The 20569-nt window shown below is 42.6% G+C and carries 22 protein-coding genes, 1 pseudogene and 2 riboswitches; of the genes and pseudogenes, 18 read left to right on the forward strand and 5 right to left on the reverse strand.

Annotation, left to right across the window (positions count from 1 at the left end; all coding sequences use genetic code 11):
• Window positions 1–20 precede the first annotated feature (20 nt).
• From NYE63_RS12490 to NYE63_RS12510, 5 genes and pseudogenes are all read left to right on the forward strand, one after another.
• Window positions 21–926, forward strand: coding sequence for a LysR family transcriptional regulator (locus NYE63_RS12490; protein ID WP_342605382.1), 906 nt, complete (start codon window positions 21–23; stop codon window positions 924–926).
• A 169-nt stretch (window positions 927–1095) separates the two neighbouring features.
• Window positions 1096–2268 (forward strand): acyl-CoA dehydrogenase family protein, encoded by a 1173-nt coding sequence (locus NYE63_RS12495; protein ID WP_342605383.1) that lies wholly within the window; start codon window positions 1096–1098, stop codon window positions 2266–2268.
• Window positions 2269–2295: 27 nt separating this feature from the next.
• The gene (locus tag NYE63_RS12500; RefSeq protein WP_342605384.1) at window positions 2296–3870 is read left to right on the forward strand and encodes an AMP-binding protein; all 1575 of its coding nucleotides are present in this window, start codon (window positions 2296–2298) and stop codon (window positions 3868–3870) included.
• 101 nt (window positions 3871–3971) lie between these two features.
• Window positions 3972–4395, forward strand: a pseudogene (locus NYE63_RS12505) (alanine:cation symporter family protein); the annotation flags it as partial.
• A 129-nt stretch (window positions 4396–4524) separates the two neighbouring features.
• The gene (locus tag NYE63_RS12510; RefSeq protein WP_063233503.1) at window positions 4525–4743 is read left to right on the forward strand and encodes a YozQ family protein; all 219 of its coding nucleotides are present in this window, start codon (window positions 4525–4527) and stop codon (window positions 4741–4743) included.
• A gap of 100 nt (window positions 4744–4843) precedes the next feature.
• On the opposite strand, the gene NYE63_RS12515 is transcribed toward NYE63_RS12510, so the two are convergent.
• The 5 genes from NYE63_RS12515 to NYE63_RS12535 form a co-directional block, all read right to left on the reverse strand.
• Window positions 4844–5689, reverse strand: a complete 846-nt coding sequence (locus NYE63_RS12515; protein ID WP_342605385.1) for an ATP-binding cassette domain-containing protein — start codon at window positions 5687–5689, stop codon at window positions 4844–4846.
• A gap of 18 nt (window positions 5690–5707) precedes the next feature.
• Window positions 5708–6484: a cobalt ECF transporter T component CbiQ gene (gene cbiQ, locus NYE63_RS12520; RefSeq protein ID WP_342605386.1), complete on the reverse strand. Its 777-nt coding sequence runs from the start codon at window positions 6482–6484 to the stop codon at window positions 5708–5710.
• Complete coding sequence (locus NYE63_RS12525) at window positions 6471–6782, reverse strand: energy-coupling factor ABC transporter substrate-binding protein (RefSeq protein WP_342605387.1); 312 nt, start codon at window positions 6780–6782, stop codon at window positions 6471–6473. The genes cbiQ and NYE63_RS12525 overlap by 14 nt, the downstream gene beginning before the upstream one ends.
• A gap of 1 nt (window position 6783) precedes the next feature.
• Window positions 6784–7527 (reverse strand): energy-coupling factor ABC transporter permease, encoded by a 744-nt coding sequence (locus NYE63_RS12530; RefSeq protein WP_342605388.1) that lies wholly within the window; start codon window positions 7525–7527, stop codon window positions 6784–6786.
• 20 nt (window positions 7528–7547) lie between these two features.
• Window positions 7548–7718 (reverse strand): hypothetical protein, encoded by a 171-nt coding sequence (locus tag NYE63_RS12535; RefSeq protein ID WP_342605389.1) that lies wholly within the window; start codon window positions 7716–7718, stop codon window positions 7548–7550.
• Window positions 7701–7897, reverse strand: a riboswitch (cobalamin riboswitch). (Overlaps the previous gene by 18 nt.)
• 201 nt (window positions 7898–8098) lie before the next feature.
• Window positions 8099–8290: riboswitch (cobalamin riboswitch) on the forward strand.
• 149 nt (window positions 8291–8439) lie between these two features.
• On the opposite strand from NYE63_RS12535, the gene NYE63_RS12540 reads away from it, so the two are divergent.
• The 13 genes from NYE63_RS12540 to NYE63_RS12600 are packed head-to-tail and all read left to right on the forward strand — an operon-like array spanning window position 8440 to window position 20565.
• Window positions 8440–8808 (forward strand): (2Fe-2S) ferredoxin domain-containing protein, encoded by a 369-nt coding sequence (locus NYE63_RS12540; RefSeq protein WP_342605390.1) that lies wholly within the window; start codon window positions 8440–8442, stop codon window positions 8806–8808.
• A gap of 15 nt (window positions 8809–8823) precedes the next feature.
• Window positions 8824–10479, forward strand: a complete 1656-nt coding sequence (gene cobJ, locus NYE63_RS12545; RefSeq protein WP_342605391.1) for a precorrin-3B C(17)-methyltransferase — start codon at window positions 8824–8826, stop codon at window positions 10477–10479.
• 18 nt (window positions 10480–10497) lie between these two features.
• Window positions 10498–11430 carry a sirohydrochlorin chelatase gene (locus NYE63_RS12550; RefSeq protein ID WP_342605392.1) on the forward strand — a complete coding sequence of 311 codons (933 nt, stop codon included), beginning with the start codon at window positions 10498–10500 and terminating at the stop codon, window positions 11428–11430.
• Window positions 11427–12197 (forward strand): precorrin-6A reductase, encoded by a 771-nt coding sequence (gene cobK / locus NYE63_RS12555; RefSeq protein WP_063233511.1) that lies wholly within the window; start codon window positions 11427–11429, stop codon window positions 12195–12197. The genes NYE63_RS12550 and cobK overlap by 4 nt, the downstream gene beginning before the upstream one ends.
• Window positions 12198–12209: 12 nt before the next feature.
• Entirely contained in the window at window positions 12210–12857 is a 648-nt protein-coding gene (locus NYE63_RS12560; protein WP_063233512.1) for a precorrin-8X methylmutase, read from the forward strand.
• 5 nt (window positions 12858–12862) lie between these two features.
• Window positions 12863–13975: a cobalt-precorrin-5B (C(1))-methyltransferase gene (locus NYE63_RS12565; RefSeq protein WP_342605393.1), complete on the forward strand. Its 1113-nt coding sequence runs from the start codon at window positions 12863–12865 to the stop codon at window positions 13973–13975.
• Window positions 13959–15173 (forward strand): precorrin-6y C5,15-methyltransferase (decarboxylating) subunit CbiE, encoded by a 1215-nt coding sequence (gene cbiE / locus NYE63_RS12570; protein WP_342605394.1) that lies wholly within the window; start codon window positions 13959–13961, stop codon window positions 15171–15173. The genes NYE63_RS12565 and cbiE overlap by 17 nt, the downstream gene beginning before the upstream one ends.
• Window positions 15166–15873 carry a precorrin-2 C(20)-methyltransferase gene (cobI, locus tag NYE63_RS12575; protein WP_342605395.1) on the forward strand — a complete coding sequence of 236 codons (708 nt, stop codon included), beginning with the start codon at window positions 15166–15168 and terminating at the stop codon, window positions 15871–15873. Before cbiE ends, cobI begins: the two co-directional genes overlap by 8 nt.
• Complete coding sequence (cobM, locus tag NYE63_RS12580) at window positions 15870–16646, forward strand: precorrin-4 C(11)-methyltransferase (protein WP_307272483.1); 777 nt, start codon at window positions 15870–15872, stop codon at window positions 16644–16646. Before cobI ends, cobM begins: the two co-directional genes overlap by 4 nt.
• On the forward strand, window positions 16643–17767 hold the full coding sequence (locus NYE63_RS12585) for a cobalamin biosynthesis protein (protein WP_342605396.1): 1125 nt from the start codon (window positions 16643–16645) through the stop codon (window positions 17765–17767). Before cobM ends, NYE63_RS12585 begins: the two co-directional genes overlap by 4 nt.
• A 16-nt stretch (window positions 17768–17783) precedes the next feature.
• Window positions 17784–19181, forward strand: coding sequence for a cobyrinate a,c-diamide synthase (locus NYE63_RS12590; RefSeq protein WP_342605397.1), 1398 nt, complete (start codon window positions 17784–17786; stop codon window positions 19179–19181).
• Between the two features lie 32 nt (window positions 19182–19213).
• Window positions 19214–20023 carry a uroporphyrinogen-III C-methyltransferase gene (cobA, locus tag NYE63_RS12595; RefSeq protein ID WP_342605398.1) on the forward strand — a complete coding sequence of 270 codons (810 nt, stop codon included), beginning with the start codon at window positions 19214–19216 and terminating at the stop codon, window positions 20021–20023.
• Window positions 20002–20565, forward strand: a complete 564-nt coding sequence (locus NYE63_RS12600; protein ID WP_144479981.1) for a nitroreductase — start codon at window positions 20002–20004, stop codon at window positions 20563–20565. The genes cobA and NYE63_RS12600 overlap by 22 nt, the downstream gene beginning before the upstream one ends.
• The last annotated feature ends 4 nt before the right edge of the window (window positions 20566–20569 follow it).

Here is a 20569-nt window from a genome sequence, read left to right on the forward strand (position 1 = left end):
GGCTAGAAGGAGAATCAACCATGAATATTGAACAATTGGAATATATCATAAAGGTAGCCGAGGTTAACTCGATTTCCACGGCTTCAGAAAGCCTCCATATCTCTCAATCTGGAATCAGCATGGCCATTACGAGTTTGGAGAAGGAATTAGGTATAAAAATCTTCAAGCGGTCAAGGTTAGGAACCATACCTACAGAAGACGGAAAGGAAATCATCCAGAAAGCTCTTGAAGTATTAAGTAAATTGGAAGAAATAAGAGACAGTGCCCAAATACATTCAGATACGATGGAAAAAGAGTTACGCCTATCATCTACACAAGGTTTATTTCTTACGGTTTTACCTAAATCGTTGGCCTTATTTAAGAAGAAGTATCCCGAGGTGAAAATCGTGATTGAAGAGAAAGGGGGACAGGAGATAACCGATGAAGTACTGAATGATAAGATTGACATCGGACTATTAAATATTCCAAAGGTTAAACCAAAAGAAAATGAGTTGGAGTTTCAACCCTTGATGGAAGCAAAAGTGATTGTGTTGGTCAGTAAGAACTCGCCTTTAGCCAACCGTAAAAGCATAACCCCACAAGAGTTGATGGACGAAAATTTGGTCGTTTACAATGGACCAAGAATGAAGGCGTTCATCAAAGGTTTTTTTGATCAGTACGGTGAGATGAATATTTTGTTTTTCACAAATAATACAGAAATCATCAAAAAAACCGTCGCTGAGGGATTAGCCATTGCCTTTTCCTATGATATTGGAGTTAACAGCGATCCTTATTTCCTAAGCGGGGAACTTGTGGCCATTCCTTTGGTGGAGCTAGAAAATAATACAATGGAATTCGGTTATGTTCGCTCTAAGAAGCAGTATTTTTCAAAAGCTGCCAGGGAGTTTATTAAATGTCTCGAATTCTATACTACTCTTAAATATTAGTTTCCTTTGCTGAAGGGAACTAATATTTTTTGTATTTACATCAATTTTTCTTATGTTTATATCATATATCATTATTTTACTTAAATATTATTTACATTTAAAATTAATTTTATAACATTTTAAATATTTGAACAGTTTGACAATAATCGAGAAATGAAAGGGGACACTTATGGTAACAACTCAGGAAGAGAAATTAGAGGTACTTCAAGCAAAGTTGCAGGATTTCATTCAAAATGAATTGCTTCCATATGAACAGGAGCATGGATTGAACGCTGAAGAGGATATACCGATGGAAGCCATACAATGGGCAAGAAAACGATCCAGGGAATTGGGTTTTTACGGAATTAACCTCCCTGAAAAGTATGGTGGACAAGATGTTAGCTTAAAAGGATTATGCATGTTCAAGGAGGAATTGGCCCGTTCCGGAGCGGTGTTATGGGGGCAGGTTATCGGCGAGATTGGCGGGCCGCTAAGAATTGGTCAGATGTTGGAAAGCTTTACACCTGAGCAAATAGAAAAATATGTGATGCCCGTCGTGAAGGGGGAAGGGAGCTGCTGCTTTGCCCTTACAGAACCAAATGCCGGATCGGACGCCTTTGCTATCGAAACAACAGCCATTAAAGACGGAAATGATTATATATTGAATGGAAAAAAGCATTTTATCAGTGCTGCACCCTATGCTGATTTCGCCATTGTCATAGCCAAAGAATATCAGGAAGGAGAAAAAGGAAGAATCACTGCTTTCCTAGTAGATAAAAAAACATCCCAACATTCGGGGTTTGAACTAGGAGACATTCAAGTTCCCCTATCAGGAGAGCGCATACATGCTGAATTAAATTTCAATCAATGTCGAGTGCCTGCCGCCAATATAATCGGAGAACCAGGAAAAGGGTTGCTGCTCGGATTGAAGAGAATAAACACAAATCGCGCTTCCCATGCGGCCGGCTTTATCGGAATGGCTCAACACCTTCTCAATTTATCAATTGAGCATGCTAAAACGCGAGTCCAACACGGCCGGCCCATTGGTGACTTCCAGGCAATTCAGCATATGCTCGCAGAAATGGCGACGGAAATCTATGCAGCAAGGTGCATGGTCTATGATGTGGTTGAAAAAATTGATCAAGGAAAAGAGGATCGGGCCGGCACGTCCATGGCAAAGCTGTTTGCTTCGGAAGTTAATAGCCGTGTGGCTGATAAAGCCATCCAAATCTTTGGCTCCAAAGGCTTGGTAAAAGGGCATCCAGTAGAAAAAATGTACAGGAGTGCACGGATGTATCGGATTCTGAGCGGAACCTCGGAAATTCAAAAAAATACAATTGCCAAAGCATTATTAAAAGGGTAAAACCTTTTTCGAGGGAGGAAAAAATACATGCTGCATAATTTGACATTTCAGTCACTGTTGAATAAAGGAATGAAACGATTCGGCGAACTGCCGGCTATAACCTTGTTGCCAACCGGGGAAACGATAACCTACGACGAGTTATGGAAAAAAACAGATCTTATCTCTTCTTATTTACTTCGTTTAGGTGCAGGCAGGGGTGTCCGCATAGCGTCCATCATTCCAAACAGTTTTGAGAGTGTGATGTTTGGTTTGGCCATCCAGCAATGTGGAGCTACCTTAGTGCCATTAAGTGAAAAACTGGGGAAAAGAGAATTAAAATTCATTTTAAAGGAAGCAAAACCAGAAGTGGTCATAATAGCTACACAAACACACTTTGACACTATTCTTGAGTATTTGGAAGAAATGAAGAAGGAAGTTGTCCATGTCATTGGGCTTCCTGGCTTTAATCTTGATTATCCAGAGGAGTTTGAACGGTTTCAATGGCCCGGTGAAATAAATAATTTAGACTTGCCATTAGCTGAAGCGGAAGACATTGCCCTTCTGTCATATACAGGCGGGACAACGGGTACACCGAAAGGCGTCATGCATTCCCAGAAGGGACTCGGCGCCGCCATACTTTCTGCCGCTATCGAAGACCCACTTGACGACCGAGACCGAGTATTGCTAAGTACGCCTATTGTGCATTCAGCCGGTTCATTACTTTGGAGATCGCTTGTTTCGGGCGTCCATGTCTATGTGATGGGCTCATTCGACGCTGCAGCATTCATACGGGCGATAAAGGAACATGAAATTACGACGACATTCATGGTACCGACCATGTTATACAGACTACTTGATCAGACAAAGAAGATGGAATATGATATGAGTTCAATGCGCAATATTTTCTACGGCGCGTCACCAATTTCACAAAAGCGCCTTAAAGAAGCTTTTGAAGTATTCGGGCCCATTATGCGCCAGCAATACGGCATGACAGAATGTAATATTGTCATTACAAGACTATCGAAAAGCGCTCATGTATGGGCCTATCATAACAATTCGGAAATTTTGAAAAGTTGTGGAAAACCGTGCATTCTTACCGAAGTTCGACTGATTGATGATGAAGGAAATGATGTAAAACCTTCCGAGCTTGGCGAAATTATCGTAAAATCGCCAGCGATGATGGCAGGCTATTATCAAAGACCTGAACTTACCCAGGAATACATCCGTGATGGCTGGTTCTACACTGGTGATATTGGCAAATGGGATGAAAGCGGTTACCTTTATATTGTTGATCGAAAGAAAGATATGATCATTTCAGGCGGGATGAACGTATATTCTTCAGAAGTGGAGCGGGTGGTGAACCTGCACCCTTCTGTTGCATTAAGTGCTTGCATAGGTGTTCCCCATACAGATTGGGGAGAAGTAGTGTGTGTCGTTGCATCACTGCAAGACGGGTTAAACTGTACTAGTGAGGAATTAATTGATTTCTGCAAACAAAGAACCTCAAAGTATATGGTTCCTAAAGTAGTCTATTTTCTGGATAAGTTTCCATTAACGCCGATTGGAAAAATTGATAAGAAAGAATTAAGAAAGATGTTTGCACAAGGTATTCTAACCATATAGGAGAGGCAGAACAAGCCGCCATGATGCAGGGAATCAAGCGCGGCCTATTTTCTAATGAAGCCGGTACGGCATTGGGATCTTTGGCTGGTATTTTCCATGTCATAATTGTACTGTTATTCGCCTTTAGCTCCATTGTGGGCAACTATTATTATCGAGAGTCGAACATTAGCTTCATCAATGAAAATAAGGTTTGGTTAAACATCTATCGTATCGCAGTCGTGGGGATGAAGATATTCGGTTCGCATGCCTCACTGGACTTTGTTTGGGGACTGGCTGATGGCCCTTATGGCAATTATCAACCTATTCGCGATAGCATTACTAGGGAAGAGTGCATTTGCTGCACTGGAGGATTATCAAAAGCAAAAGAAAAGTGGGGAAAATCTTGTCTTCCATGTGAACAATATTAAAGGTTTGAAGAATGCGGATTGTTGGGGTGACCCAAACGATAATGTGGATGTGAAGAAAGAGGCCAAAGCTCTCATTAAGCTTACAAGTAAAGTCCTTGAAAGGGGATTTTACTTGTAAGCTTTTTTGTCTTTTCCCTCCTTTTTTTATCATTATTGAATATTGCTTCGTTTTTTACACAAAATACCTTTGTCTTTAATACTGCTGTCAATCGATGATTGGATAATTTAAAAACTAGGAGTGAAAACAATGGATAGCAAGCAATCAAAAAATGAATCTTCAGAAATTGCCGGAAGAATATATGATGTTAGTGATTATAAACGGGAAGATACTTTATCTTCTGGACTGGCTAGAACCCACGAACAAGTCTCGGATACTTATGCGGAAGGCGAAATAAAAGCAGTTGTAGATGATGTAAAGGGAAGAGATATTGAACTTGCAAAAGAAAGATCTGAGGAAGAAAAGTAATAATAGGATTTTTGTTTTTTTAGGAACAAGAATTATCGCCTGCTATTCGGTTTGATCCCCTAGCTTTTGAAAAATGAAACAAGAGCTAGGGGATACATAATTAATAAATCCGTTCTGTCTCCAACTTTTGAAGCAATTCTTCCTTCGTTCTTGGGAAAAGGTCCCGTTCTGCAGGTTCCCTTGATTGATGAAGGGCTTGAAACATTTCAAAAACCCATGGCTTCTCCAGATGCGCTTGCAGCAAAACGTCTTCATCATGGAAAACGGATACGGGGTCCCCTTGGTATATGACCTTACCATCGTTCATGACCACGACTTCATCAGCCCATTGATAAGCTAAATTAACATCATGAGTTGATAGGATTATCGTTTTGTCCTGGTGGTGGATACTGTCCAGCAGAGCCATGATCTGCTTTGAGAAATAAGGATCCAATCCAGCGGTAGGCTCATCCAAGAGCCAGACATTGGGTTCCATGGCGAGTACCCCTGCAATGGCGACACGTTTTTTTTGCCCTAGGCTCAAAAAATGGGTGGGTCTGTCTTTCAGTTCGGTTACTTCCGTTTCAGCCATTGCCCAATTTACTTTCTCCTGGACTGCATTTCTATCCCAACCTAAATTCATCGGTCCAAACGATATATCCTGTTGTACATTTGCGGAAAAGAGCTGCGAGTCGGGATCTTGAAAAACGATCCCGACTTGCTTTCGTAATGATAATAATGCCTTACGGTCATATTTCATTTTCTTGCCCTTAAATCTGATCTTTCCTGCTGTAGGTTGTAAAAGACCATTTAAATGCAGGAATAAAGTCGATTTGCCGGCACCATTATTTCCTAATAACGCTATCTTTTTACCATGTTGAATCGTTAGCGAAAGATCGTTTAAAGCGAACGTTCCATCTGCGAATTGATGGGTGAGGCCTTCTATATGAAAAATATGCTCGTCCATTCTTGGTTTGCCTCCAATTTACAAAAATCCATTAATAAAGATTAAGCTTCCTAGTATTACAATCGCGATCAGCCAATTGCGTGCGGAATAGGTGAAAGTATCCTCGATAAAAGAAAGGTTCTCTTGATAGCCTCTTGCGTTCATCGCCATCGTCAAATGTCCAGAGCGCTGCAATACTCCTAAAAATAATGATGAGATTAGTAATCCGAGAGATCGAATGCCTTTCCTTAACGAACCATACCCCAGCCGTGAAGCTTGTGATTGGTGAATGGCCAAAGCTGTATCTAAAAAAATAAAGATGAAGCGATAGGTCAGCTCTATTAAATCGACCAATAAGGAAGGCACTTTAAGTTTTCGCATCACCGATAGGATGACGGTAATGGGTGTAGTCAAGGTAAGGAAATATAAACAGCTGATGCTGCCTAATACGACAGTGATCAAATTGATCACTGTACCTATGCTGTCATCGCTGATGAATATTTGCCAGTTCCCGACCTTCCAGGACCACCATATATTCGAAATCGAAGTAAATTTGCTTGTAAAAGAAAAAAGGATGGTAATTGTTCCTGATAGTATAAAAAATCCTGGTAATAGCAGTAATTTAAGATAATAAGAAAGCGGGATTTTTGCCGCAAAAATGATTAAAGCGCTCATCACCGTAAAAGTGATGAGCGAAACGGTCATATCCCTTACCGTTAACGAAAATAGCAATAGGGAGAGTGCAAAAACCATCTTTTCCAACGGATGTACATCCTTTAGCCCATTGAAATAGGCATATTTATCAATGAGTAACATGCTTCGATTTTTCGGGGATTTCTTGTTTGGTTTGTTTATTTCTTTGTCTCGTTACACCTATGAAATAACCAATGAAACCAGCTCCGATCGCAGCTTGCAGCGCAAATAATAAGCTTTCGGTTTCTGCACCTGGCGGCTCCCAAATACTGTTGAACCATGGCTTGTATTGCGGCTGGATTTTAGTGATGGCTTCTTCAGCTTCGCCATCGGCACCGCCAAATTCCGTTCCTTGTTGTGTGATTAACGGTATGGTAGCAAGAATGACGACCAGGAAAAGCAGCAGTAAACTTTTTTTCATGTTAACGGGCCTCCTTAGATAAAACTCGCAGCAATTTCAATTCGCCTAGATTGTATTTTTTCAAGAAATTCATCACGACGACTGTCAATAACCCCTCACTGATTGCCAAGGGAATTTGGGTCAGGGCAAAAATCCCTGCAAATTTACTGAAAGAGGCCATGAATCCTCCTACCTCGGATGGAAAAGCAAGAGCAAGTTGAACGGAAGTCACCACATAGGTTCCCAAATCTCCAAAAGCAGCTGCCAAGAAAACGGCAAGTGAAAAAGACCACCTCAATTTAGTTGCGCCCTTGAAGACGAAGTAAGCAATGAACGGTCCGCAAACGGCCATGGAAAATGCATTGGCCCCTAATGTCGTCAATCCACCGTGAGCCAGTAAAACAGCTTGAAATAACAGAACGATGGAGCCAACGACACTCATGGCCAATGGTCCGAATAAAATGGATCCCAAACCAACTCCGGTAGGGTGTGAAGAACTTCCCGTAACGGAAGGAATCTTTAGGGCCGATAAAATGAATACAAATGCACCCGATAGGCCAAGCATCATTTTTGTTTCTGGGTTTTCCCTTACCTTGGATCTAATGGACCGGTAACCCAAGATTAAAAATGGAAGGGTAACGGCCCACCAGAATATAGCCCATTCAATGGGTAAAAAGCCCTCCATGATATGCATGGCCATTGCCCTTTTTGGGACAAAAAGCAGTAAAATGACAAAATAAATAATTTTCCAATTGGTTCTTTTCATTCTTTCTCCTTTCAACACTTTTAATTTTTCTGATCAATCTTGACAAGAAAGGCGCGCCCAACATAAAAAGCACTTCTCTCAAAGGAAAGAAGTGCGTAATGAACAGGAATTTTGCAGCATAAACCAACCATGGGCCTTTCTGCCTGATCCGCACACCCATCCTCGTAGGTTGAAACAGTTTCACGCTTCATGGCAGGTCTCCTGGCTTTGGTTCATCATCCCATTACATCCTTCCCATCTCATTTGACAGTGGATTAAAGTTAAAGTAATAGGACTTCCCTTTACAGTGGCGGGACCGCTCCGGATTTTCACCGGCTTCCCTTTTAAGCTGAATTCCGAAAAATTCAACACCATAAAACTTATGTAATTATTTAGAAAATTCTCGTATAGTGTACCATAAAGAAATAATTCCAGCTACACTATCTTTTTTTTTTGACTAAGTTTGTTGCAAGGAAAGGCTTGTGGGAAGGATATACACTATTAAACTTTTCTAAACAGTCGGAATAAACTATTGAATTTTGATAAAGTTGTTATATGATAGATAAAGTTAGTTAGAAATGTATATTAAAACCAAATATTAAATTTTAAAAGTGCTCTTGTGTGAATAACCAAGGGATAATAGGGAAATCGGTGAAAATCCGATGCAGCCCCCGCTACTGTAAACGCTGATGAAATTGTCGATAGCCACTGGCATTGTTGCCGGGAAGGGACAAAGTAAAATGAAGCGTAAGCCAGGAAACCTGCTTTTAAAATTGCATGATACTTTTCGGAGGGAAAGGTAGAAGGACTATGACGATTTTGGGAGATTGGGCATTCTTGCCTGGGGCTCCTCATTCATATAGTTTTTTTAAACCTTGACTCTTATGTTAAGGTTTTTTATTTTGCCTTTTCCCTGAACGCAGGAGGAAGAAGATGACTACTTGGAACTTAATGGGTACAAATACACATCTGTTGATTTGTAATGGAAGCAGCTGCATGAAGAAGGGCGGGGAAGAAGTAACCCAAGCGATTCGCGATGAAATTACTTCCAAAGGACTGGATTTGAAAATCCATACAACCAGGACACGGTGTAACGGAAGATGTAAGGATGCCTGCGTTGTGATTGCCTATCCTCAAGGAAACTGGTATCGAGTGGAAACGCCTGATTTCGGTCGCCAAATTGTCAGCCATATTGATGATGGGGAGTTTGTTCCACAAATGATCTACCAATTCAATGATGGGGAAATGACACCGAATCCAGATTTTCCTGCTCATACGGGTATTTCAAAGAACAAATCGTAAAAAGGAGATGTCTTAATGAGTACAAACGGTAAATTATTCGTCGTGGGCTTTGGGCCAGGGAATTTTGAACACATTACCAAACGTGCTGTCGAAGCCCTTCAAGAAAGTGACTACATCATTGGTTATAAAACCTATGTTGAACTCATTCAGGGACTGCTCACAGATCAAACGATTATTAGTACGGGGATGACTGAAGAGGTATCACGTGCACAGGAAGCAGTGAAACAAGCGGAGCTAGGTAAGAAAGTTGCGGTAATTTCCAGCGGGGATGCCGGAGTTTACGGAATGGCTGGGTTGGTTTATGAAGTATTGATTGAAAAAGGCTGGAAAGAAGAAACTGGAGTGGGCATTGAAGTCATTCCTGGCATTTCGGCAATTAACTCTTGTGCATCTTTACTTGGGGCACCAGTCATGCACGATTCGTGTACGATCAGTCTCAGTGATCATTTAACTCCTTGGGAACTGATCGCTAAAAGGGTTGAAGCAGCTGCAATGGCAGACTTTGTCATTGCCCTGTATAATCCGCGCAGCGGCAGGCGGACCAGGCAAATTGTTGAAACACAGAACATTCTCCTTCGCTACCGTTCTCCTGATACACCTGTCGGGTTGGTGAAAAGTGCTTATCGCGATAGGCAGGATATTGTCATAACCAATTTGAAAGATATGTTGAATCACGATATTGGAATGTTGACCACCGTCATTATTGGTAATTCATCCACCTTTTTCTATGATGACAAAATCATCACACCAAGAGGCTATCAGAGGAAATATACTTTGAATTCGGAAAAGCAACCATTGAAGCCGCATCAGCGTCTGCAAAAAGAAGCGGAACCGTGGGCGTTAGATCAAGAAGCCGATTCTGTGCAAGAAGTCTTCATCGAATCTGCTGGAGGAGTTGGATTACTTACAAAAGCACCAGAAAAGAAGCCAGCTTCCTTTGAAATGGCAATGGAAGCACTGTCAAGAGTCAAGGGTCAAACCGTTCAGCAATCCATTGAGCCAATTGTTCAGCAAAAAATGGAGTCGGTATTCGAACTTGCCGTTAGTCCTGGTGTGGCGAATAAACAATTCACTCCCAAACAAATGATGACACTTGCGGAAGTTGTCGGGGAAAAGGGCACTATGGAATACACGCCAAATCATAAAATCGTATTAAAGATTCCAACAACGGATCCGGAAGTCATTACGGGGAAATTGCAATCAGCAAACTTTCTATTATCGCCGATTGGAGATGTACTGACATTAAAAGCCTGTGATTTCTGTGATGGTGAAAAAACGGAATCCATTCCTTATGCGGATGAAATACATCGGGTGCTTGGCGGAATGAAAATGCCCAAGGAACTTAACATCGGTTTTAATGGGTGTGGGATGGCTTGTTATAGTGCTGTGATGGATGATATCGGGATTGTCTTCCGAAAAGGGAAGTTCGACTTATTTCTTGGAGCTAAACCGGTTGGAAGAACAGCCCATCCAGGTCAGCCGGTTGCGGAAGGCATTGAACCGGAACAGCTTGTTGAACTGATTACGGACATTGTCGCGGAGTATAAGCAAAATGCCCATCCAAATGAGCGGCTTTTTAAATACTTCAAACGTTCGAAAAAGATAAAGAATTTTTCTTATCAGGACATCGCTCCCAAAATAAACATAGAGCCTGCGCCTTGTGAAGACTAATCAAGAGGGGGAAAGTAAATGAAAGCAGTCTTGTTCGTAGGACACGGAAGCCGCTTGGCTTCGGGAAATGAAGAAGTCCTTCATTTTATTGAAAATATGATTCCGGTAATGGACGATCGCTTCCTAGTAGAAACGTGCTTCTTGGAATTTGCGGTACCGAATATATCTAAAGGCATCGATAATTGTGTAAAACGAGGAGCTACTGAAGTTATCGTCATACCGATCATTTTATTGCATGCAGGACATTCGAAATTACATATCCCAGCTGAAATAGAGGATGGGAAAACCAAGTATCCAGAAGTGAAATTCACATATGGCCAAACGATCGGGGTTCACCATGATGTATTGACAATCCTGACAGACCGTCTTGAGGAAGCGGGATTCGATACCACCGCTGAACATGCTGAGACAGCAATATTGCTAATTGGCCGAGGTGGCAGTGATGCTGATGCAAATAGTGATATATATAAAATTTCACGATTATTATGGGAAAAATTAAACGTTAAATGGGTCGAAACAGCTTTCATGGGTGTAACGGACCCGCACGTTGATGAAGGTATTGAACGATGCATCAGGTTAGGGGCAAAAAAAGTAGTGATGCTGCCATATTTCCTCTTCACAGGGGTGTTGATGGAAAGAATGGAGGATATGCTTAAAGGCTATCAAGAGCAATATCATGATCGAGAATTTATTTTGGCGAAGTATTTTGGGTATCATCCAACATTACAGAACATTCTCCAAGAACGAGTAATTGAAGCCAGTGAAGGCAGGTCAAGTGGGGATCGTGATTTGGAAAACTATCGTAAACATGTCGAGGAACATGGTCATGCCCACCATCATCACCATCACGACCACGACCACCACCATGATCACGACCACCACCATGATCACGACCATGATCACGGCCACCATCACGATCAAGATGGGCAAGTGGTGGGGACGTCAAAATGATTTTGTTCTTGGCGGGTACAAGTGATGCAAGGGAACTAGCGATTGAGATGCAGCAGGTGGGATTCAAGGTTTTGGCAACTGTTGTAACCGGGTCGGCGGCTAAGAGTTTGCAAGATGCAGGGATATCTACCCGGATTGGCCGATTAACTGCAGAGGATATGACATCTTTAATCTCTGAAAAAGGTTTTCATGCTGTAGTTGATGCAAGTCATCCATTTGCGGAAGAAGCATCCAAAAACGCCCTTAATGGAGCAAAGGCAGCCAATGTTCCTTATATTCGTTATGAGCGTGAAAGCCAACGTTTTCAGAATGATAAATTGATAGTTGTCCGTGATTATGAGGAAGCTGCCAAACTTGCCGCTTCAAAACGGGGAGTCATCATGCTCACGACCGGAAGTAAAACCCTAGCCGTGTTCGCAAAAGAATTGGTTGGGCTCGAGAATACCAGAGTCATAGCGAGAATGCTGCCACGCATGGACAATATGGAAAAATGTGCCCAACTGGGCATTGAACAAAAAAATATCGTTGCGATTCAAGGTCCATTTTCCAAAGAATTAAATAAAGCTCTATATGAACAGTATGGCGTCACATTGATGATAACCAAAGAAAGTGGCAAGGTCGGTGCGGTTGACGAGAAATTGGAAGCCGCGTTGGAATGTGGAATAGAGACGATTATGATATCGCGACCGGATGTGGACTATCAAAATGTACATTCCAGTTTTGATCATGTCATTGCCGAGTTGAATAAACAGCTAAATGAAAATTAGGAGGAATGTAAGATGGATTTTAAAACGGATTTTAAACCACTAACTGTAGACCCGGACAAAATATATGATTATAGCTTTTCAATCATTGCTGAAGAAATGGGCAATCATGATTTTTCTGAGGATGAATGGAAGATCGTCCGCCGGGTCATTCATGCTTCAGCGGATTTTGAATTGGGAAGAAGTGTCATCATCCACCCAAATGCCATTCAAGCTGGTGTGGAAGCCATTCGCAAAGGTAGACATGTCATTGCTGATGTGCAAATGATTGAGAGCGGTACAGGCAAAAAAAGATTTCAAAAACACGGCGGGGACGTTCATTGCTATATTTCAGATCCAGATGTGATGGTCGAAGCAAAACGTTTGAATACGACAAGGGCGATCATTTCGATGCAAAAAGCCGTTAATGAAAATGAAGGGGGCATTTATGCCATTGGCAATGCACCTACCGCTTTACTTGAGCTCATTCGCCTTATTAAAGAAGGGATTGCAAAACCGGACTTAATCATTGGAATGCCTGTTGGGTTTGTTTCTGCAGCGGAATCTAAAGAGGAACTGGCTAAGATCACAGAAGTGCCATTCATTACGAATATTGGCCGAAAAGGTGGAAGTACTGTCACTGTTGCAGCATTGAACGCGATTTCCCTTTTAGCTGATAGTTAAAAAACATGGAAAAGAAAGTGAAAAAAGACCCCTCACAAATGCGTCATGGGTATACGACGGGAGCATGTTCGACAGCCGTGACCAAAGCGGCATTGACCGCTTTGATCACGGGGGATGCACTTGAGGAAGCAACGATTTCCTTGCCCATCGGCCGAGATGCCACTTTCACTATTGAGAAATATGATATATCGGAAAATGCGGTTAGTGCGGAAACGATTAAAGATGCCGGAGATGATCCCGATGCCACCCATCGGGCACATATTATCTCTACTGTCAGCTGGTCGGATGCACCTGGGATTATCCTGGATGGAGGGACCGGTGTGGGCCGTGTGACCAAACCCGGTCTTCCCGTTCCTGTAGGAGAAGCTGCCATTAATCCGGTACCGCGCAAAATGATTTTAACCACTGTGCAACAAACATTGGAAGAATTTAAAATCAATAGAGGAGTGAAAGTCGTCATCTCCGTGCCCGCAGGTGAAGAAATAGCGAAAAAAACATTAAATGGCCGCTTGGGGATTGTGGGAGGCATTTCAATTTTGGGAACTAGGGGCACTGTCGTCCCTTTTTCCAGTTCCGCCTATATGGCAAGTATCGTCCAGGCTATCAGTGTCGCCAAAGCGAGTGGGTGTGAGCACCTTGTCCTAACCACTGGCGGGCGCAGTGAAAAGTATGCAATGGGCCTTCTCCAGGATTTACCTGAGGAAGCCTTTATTGAAATGGGTGACTTTGTAGGCTTCTCACTTAAGCAATGTAAGAGGCAGGGAATTAAAAAGGTCTCACTGGTCGGTATGATGGGTAAATTCTCCAAAGTGGCCCAAGGTGTGATGATGGTGCATTCAAAAAGTGCCCCGGTCGACTTCGGTTTTCTATCGGAAATAGCTCAGAGTGTCGGAGCTGAAGATGATCTTGTACTTGATATCAAGAATGCAAACACAGCATCACAAGTCGGGGATATGATGTCAGCGATCAATAATTTTGATTTTTTTAATAAACTTTGTGAATCTTGCTGTCACTCTGCCATAAACCAAGTGAAGGGCGGCATTGAAATGGAAACGGCGATTTATTCGTTGAAGGGACAATTACTGGGAAGGGCTGTTGGAATTGAGTCAATCGATTAAATTAATCGGGATAGGGGATAACGGTCAGGAAAGCTTACTGCCCCAATATGCCCAATGGATAGAAGAAAGTGAAGTGCTGGTCGGAGGTGAACGGATCTTATCCTTCTTTCCGAATTATTCTGGCAAAAAGATTGTCATAAAGGGCGGTTTGAAAAAGGTCGTGGAACAACTGCAGGATGAAACTCGTCCAACAGTTGTCTTAGCTTCAGGTGACCCATTGTTTTATGGAATGGGGGGCTATCTTTCCAGCAAAATCAACATGGAGGTTTACCCATATTTCAGTTCAATTCAGCTTGCTTTTGCAAAAATGGGGGAAAGCTGGCAAGATGCCTTCCTGGTTAGTGTTCATGGCCGCAGTATGAAAGGGCTGGCCCAAAGGATTGATGGGAAAGCGAAAGTTGCCTTGCTTACAGACATCGAAAACAGTCCAAATCAACTGGCTAAATATCTCCTTTCATTCGGAATGACTGAATACCGGGGATTTGTGGCTGAAAATCTTCAAGGAGAAACCGAAGACTCTGGCTGGTATGAACTTGATGAAATGATGGAGCGGGAATACTCCCCGTTGAATGTCGTCATTTTGAAAAGAAAATCAGAAGGTCCAAGCTGGTCCTTAGGGATAGAAGATGAGGAATTTTCCCAGCGTAAGCCGGATAAGGGACTCATAACCAAAAAGGAAATTCGGGTATTAAGCCTGCATGCGTTGAAGCTCAGGAAAAACAGCATAGTTTGGGATGTTGGAACGTGTACGGGATCAATGGCAATTGAAGCGGCTAAGCTCGCTTCAGAAGGCCAAATCTTCGCAATTGAAAAAAATGAGCCTGATTTAGAAAACTGTTATCAAAACCAACGTAAATTCCGTACCGATATAACGGCTATTCATGGAAAAGCTCCGCAGGGATTAGAAACTTTTCCGGATCCTGATGCAATCTTCATTGGAGGGACTGGCGGCGAAATGGTAGATCTAATCAATACATGCTGCAAACGGCTTAAAGAAGGCGGCAGGATCGTTCTAAATGCTGCGACGATTGAGAATCTTTACCGGGCTAATGAGGCATTTGCGGAAGCTGGTTTTCACACTTCCATCATGCATGCGCAAATCTCCAGAAGTAAGCCAATATTGGGAATGAACAGATTTGTACCGCTTAATCCGGTTTATATCATTACGGCACAACGAAAGGAAGACATGAATGAATAATCTTGGTACATTATATGGCCTAGGTGTTGGCCCAGGCGATCCAGAGCTTATTACAGTAAAGGCATTCCGCGTGATTCAGGAATCTCCGGTCATTGCGTATCCAAAAAAAAGAAAAGGAAGTAAAAGCTACGCCCATCGCATCGTTGAAGTTTACATTCGTCCTGAAGAGAAGGAGATGCTGGGCCTTGTTTTTCCGATGACGAAAGATCAATCGATTTTGGATCGGGAATGGAACGGAACGGTTGAAAAAGTTTGGCAAAAATTATATGAAGGAAAAGATGTTGCTTTCGTTACGGAAGGCGATCCGCTTTTATATAGTACGTTCATACATATGATGAAATTGATGCAGGAGTTGCATCCCGAAGTCGAAATCAAGACAGTCCCAGGCATTTCTTCCTTTAATGGATCAGCGTCAAGGCTGGGCATCGCTTTGGCTGATGGTGATGATCATGTTGCTATAGTTCCTGCAAGGGATGATTATGAAGCGATGAAGAAGGCGATCGAAGATCATGATGCCGTGGTGTTCATCAAAGTGGCAAAGGTCATCGATTTAATGATTACCGTTTTAAAAGATTTGGACTTGCTTGAAAAGGCCTCGGTCGTTACCAAAGTCACTTCTGATGAAGAAGTGATTTGGAAAGTGAGTGAATTGGAAGGACTTGAACTGGAATACTTAACATTGATGGTGGTGAGAAAATGAAGATATATATTGTAGGTGCTGGCCCAGGTGACCCGGATTTGATTACTGTAAAAGGATTGAACATTCTTCAAACGGCTGACGTGATTTTATATACGGATTCATTAGTGAATGAAGAATTGATTGCTAAGGCAAAACCCGATGCTGAGGTGCTAAAAACAGCTGGAATGCATTTGGAAGAAATTGTTGGCATCATGGTTGATCGTGTTAAAGAAGGAAAGATGGTTGCAAGAATCCATACAGGGGACCCTGCCATGTACGGCGCAATCATGGAACAAATAGTCTTATTGAAGAAAGAGGGTATTGGTTATGAGGTGATCCCAGGCGTAAGTTCGGTATTCGCCTCAGCAGCGGCAATAGGAGCAGAGCTAACCATCCCTGATTTAACTCAGACACTCATATTAACGAGGGCTGAAGGACGTACGCCTGTTCCGGAATTTGAAAAGTTACGTGATTTGGCAAGTCATCACTGTACGATTGCCCTTTTCTTGAGTGCGACCTTGACCAAAAAAATCGTTAAAGAACTCCAGGAAGCCGGTTGGAAGGATGATACTCCTGTAGCAGTCATTCAACGGGCAACATGGCCGGACCAAAAAATTGTCCGAACCACGTTAGTGAACTTAGATGATGATATGCGTCAAAATGGTATCCGCAAGCATGCGATGATTTTGGCAGGATGGGCGTTAGACCCTACCATTCATGATAAAGATGAATACCGTTCCAAACTTTATGATGCGAGTTTTACCCACGGTTTCAGAAAAGGTGTTAAGCCATGATCATTGAATTGAAAGAAGCGGAACTTGCTCCCATTAAACGGTCTCATACTTATGCAATCGTGGCGATTACAAAGCATGGTGTCGAGCTGGCAAGAAAATTACATACCGTTTTTTCGAATTCCGATCTATATTACATGAGCAAGTTTGAAAAAGGGGACGAAGAGCATAAACAGATCCAGCTTTTTTCGGGCAGTGTCCGTATGCTATTACCAGCTTTATTCAAGGAATATAAAGGAATCATATTGATTATTTCACTCGGTGCAGTAGTCAGGATGATTGCACCAATTTTGAAGGATAAGAAAACGGATCCGGGTGTCGTTGTCATTGATGATAAAGGGGAAAATGTTATCAGTGTACTGTCAGGGCATCTGGGAGGAGCGAATGAACTGACTAAAGAAGTGGCTGCAGCCCTTGACGCAAAAGCTATAATCACTACGGCTTCGGATGTACAAAAAACGATTCCTGTCGACTTGTTCGGCCAGCGATTCGGTTGGATTTGGGATTCCGCAGAAAAGTTGACGCCAGTAAGTGCGTCCGTTGTAAATGAAGAGCATGTTGCCGTTGTACAGGAGTCAGGTGAACGGAACTGGTGGCATTATGAAACGGCATTACCTGAACGAATAATCGTATATCCATCCATTGAAGAAGCGCTTCAAGCAAAGCCGCAAGCAGCTCTGGTCGTGACTCACCGCATGCTTAGCAAGTCGGAAAAGAGAATCCTGGAAAATGGGATCGTATATCGTCCAAAAGTCATTGCTCTCGGTATCGGGTGCAATAGGGGAACAGCGACTGCTGAAATTGAGCAGGTGATTGCAGAAACACTAGCCGAATTATCGTTTTCTTTAAAAAGCGTTAAAGCGCTCTGCACAATTTCCATAAAGAAAGACGAAATCGGCTTGATTGAAGTAGTTGAAAAATATGGCTGGGAATTCGTGCATTATGAACCGGAAGAGCTTAATCAAGCCAAAATCGAAGCTCCATCCGATACTGTATTTAAATACACAGGTGCATATGGTGTGAGTGAACCGGCTGTGAGGATTTATACTAAAGCTGATCAATTGGAACTAGTTAAGAAAAAATCGGGGAACGTAACCATATCAGTTGGGATCATTCCTTTTTAAGGAGGGAGAAACAAATATGAACGATAGAAGATTGGTAATTGCGGGTACCGGAAGCGGTGTCGGTAAAACGACATTGACCATCGGCATCATGGCAGCCCTCCAGAAGAAAGGCTATACCGTTCAGGGGTTTAAATGTGGTCCCGACTATATTGATCCTACTTATCATACCGCAGTTACAGGACGGATTTCACGCAACCTTGACAGTTGGATGTTCGAACATGACACTGTCCTGGAAATCCTTAACAAAGCAGGTACTGGAGCTGATATATCGATCATTGAGGGAGTCATGGGCTTCTTCGATGGCAAAAGTCCTTTATCCAATACAGGATCGACGGCTGAAATCAGCATCATCACCCAAAGCCCTGTCCTTTTGGTAGTCAACTGTGCCAGCATGGCACGGAGTGCAGCTGCCATTGTAAAAGGCTTTCAGGATTTTTCGACCGGTCCGAACATCATAGGCGTCATTGCCAATCAAGTGGGAAGTGCAGGCCATTACAAAATTGTCAAAGCAGCCATTGAGCAAGAATGCGATGTACCGGTGCTGGGTTATATGAAGCGGGAAATGGATATTGATATTCCTAGCCGCCATTTGGGTTTAATTCCTGCTATTGAACGCGGGGAACTAAACCCGTTTTTCGATAAGCTGGCACAATTAGTCCTGGAAACGATCGATATCGATCAGTTGTACCGGTTGTCCAAGACAAGTGCCGTTTCCAGTGGGAACTCAAATATATTTCAACCTCAAAATGAAAAGGATGTGTGCATTGCCGTCGCAAAAGATGCAGCATTCAATTTTTATTATCAGGAAAACCTTGAGTTGCTTGAAGCATATGGGGCGAACATCAAGTATTTTTCTCCATTAAAAGGGGAAGAAGTTCCATCGGATGCTGCTGGTTTATACCTTGGAGGCGGTTTTCCTGAGGAATTTGCAGATGAACTTTCACGTAACGTGGGTGCTATCAGATCCATAAGAAGTTCCATTGAATTGGGGATGCCGACTCTAGCGGAATGTGGCGGTTTCATGTTTTTAAGCAAATCGATTGAAACAACTTCAGGAGAAACGCATCAGATGGCAGGAATGATACCAGGCCGGATTAAAATGCAGAAAAAGCTTGCGGCACTTGGGTATCGTGAAATTACAGGAACTTCAAGCAATTTTTTGATCAATGAAATGGAACAGGCAAAAGGTCATGAGTTCCACTACTCGACATTTGAAGCGGATGATGATCTTACACATGCATATGAAGCCAAAGGCAGATTTGGTTCGAAACAAGAGGGGTGTGTATTAGGTAACCTTGTTGCTGGGTATACTCACTTTCATTTTGCTTCCAATCCAACACTTGCAAAGAACTGGATCGATGCTTGCTTAAAACAAAAAAACAGATCAACCCATGAAACTATCAACAAGGAATAGGTATTTTTTGAAGATTAAGAGGAGGAGCTAGCATGAAACCGGGAAAAGTTCATCTGGTCGGTGCGGGTCCCGGAGATCCGAAACTGATTACGGTATATGGACTGGAATGTATCCAAAAGGCGGATGTTATTGCATATGACAGGCTTGTCAATCCAGAACTATTAACCTATGCAAAAGAAGGTGCAGAACTGGTGTATTGCGGGAAATCACCAGGGAAACATCATCTCATTCAAAATGAAATACATGAACTTTTAGTGGAGAAAGCCTTACAGGGGAAAAACGTCACCCGTCTTAAGGGGGGAGATCCATTTGTCTTTGGGCGTGGCGGTGAGGAAGCAGAGATACTGGCTGCAAATGGTATTGAATATGATATCGTCCCAGGAATCACAGCTGGAATCGCAGCACCGGCGTATGCGGGCATCCCGGTAACACACCGTGAACATGCCTCAAGTTATGCCATCGTGACAGGCCATGGCCGTGATTACAAGGGGCAGGATAACCTGAATTGGCAGGCATTGGCTCAAGGCATCGATACCATCGCCTTTTATATGGGGATAGGTAATATGCCGTTTATCTGTGAAAAGTTGATGGAGCATGGCAGGGACGGTAAAACGCCAGTGGCCGTCATTGAATGGGGCACGACAGATAAACAAAGGACAATCACCGGTACTTTGAGTTCGATTTCTTTGAAGGCTGTAAAAGAAGAAATTCAAAATCCGTCAATCTTTCTAGTAGGGGATGTCGTCCAATTAAGAGAAAAAATCCAATGGTTTGAAAGAGTGATTGAATCTGAGTCCATAATGGAAGGGAATGAGTCGGAATGTCCATCATTCAAGAATTGAAGGAACGTCGGGCAATAAGGAATTACGAAGAAAAAGAAGTGGAAGACCAAAAAATCAGGCAGTTATTGGAAGCGGCTACTTATGCTCCTAACGACAGATTGCGTGAACCTTGGAGTTTTTATGTAATCAAGGGAGAAGCGAAGCACCGTTATGAAAGATTGGCAGAAAGGTATTTACTTGAACGCTTCCCGACCAAACCAAAATTGATTGAAAGTTCACTGGAAGTTGTTAAGACGACACCGCTTATCATTGTCGTGACTTCTGATATTTTGCCTGAGGATCCAGATTCATCCGAAGACAATGTATTCGCTTCTTGTTGTGCCGTCCATTCGATGTGGCTTGCCGCAAAAGAACTTGGTCTTGGATTCGTTTGGCGCACTAGAGGAGTGGGACTTGTCAGGGATGAACGCCTGCACGAATTTATCGGTTCACCTGAAAACAAAAAAGTGATCGGCACCATTTTTGTCGGATACCCTAAAGGAGATCAACCGGTTCCTGCTACTAAAAGGACTTCATACATAGAAAAAACAGTTTGGCTATGAAGGT

This window comes from Peribacillus sp. FSL E2-0159, assembly GCF_038643155.1.
In the GTDB taxonomy this organism is placed as follows: Bacteria; Bacillota; Bacilli; order Bacillales; family DSM-1321; genus Peribacillus; species Peribacillus simplex.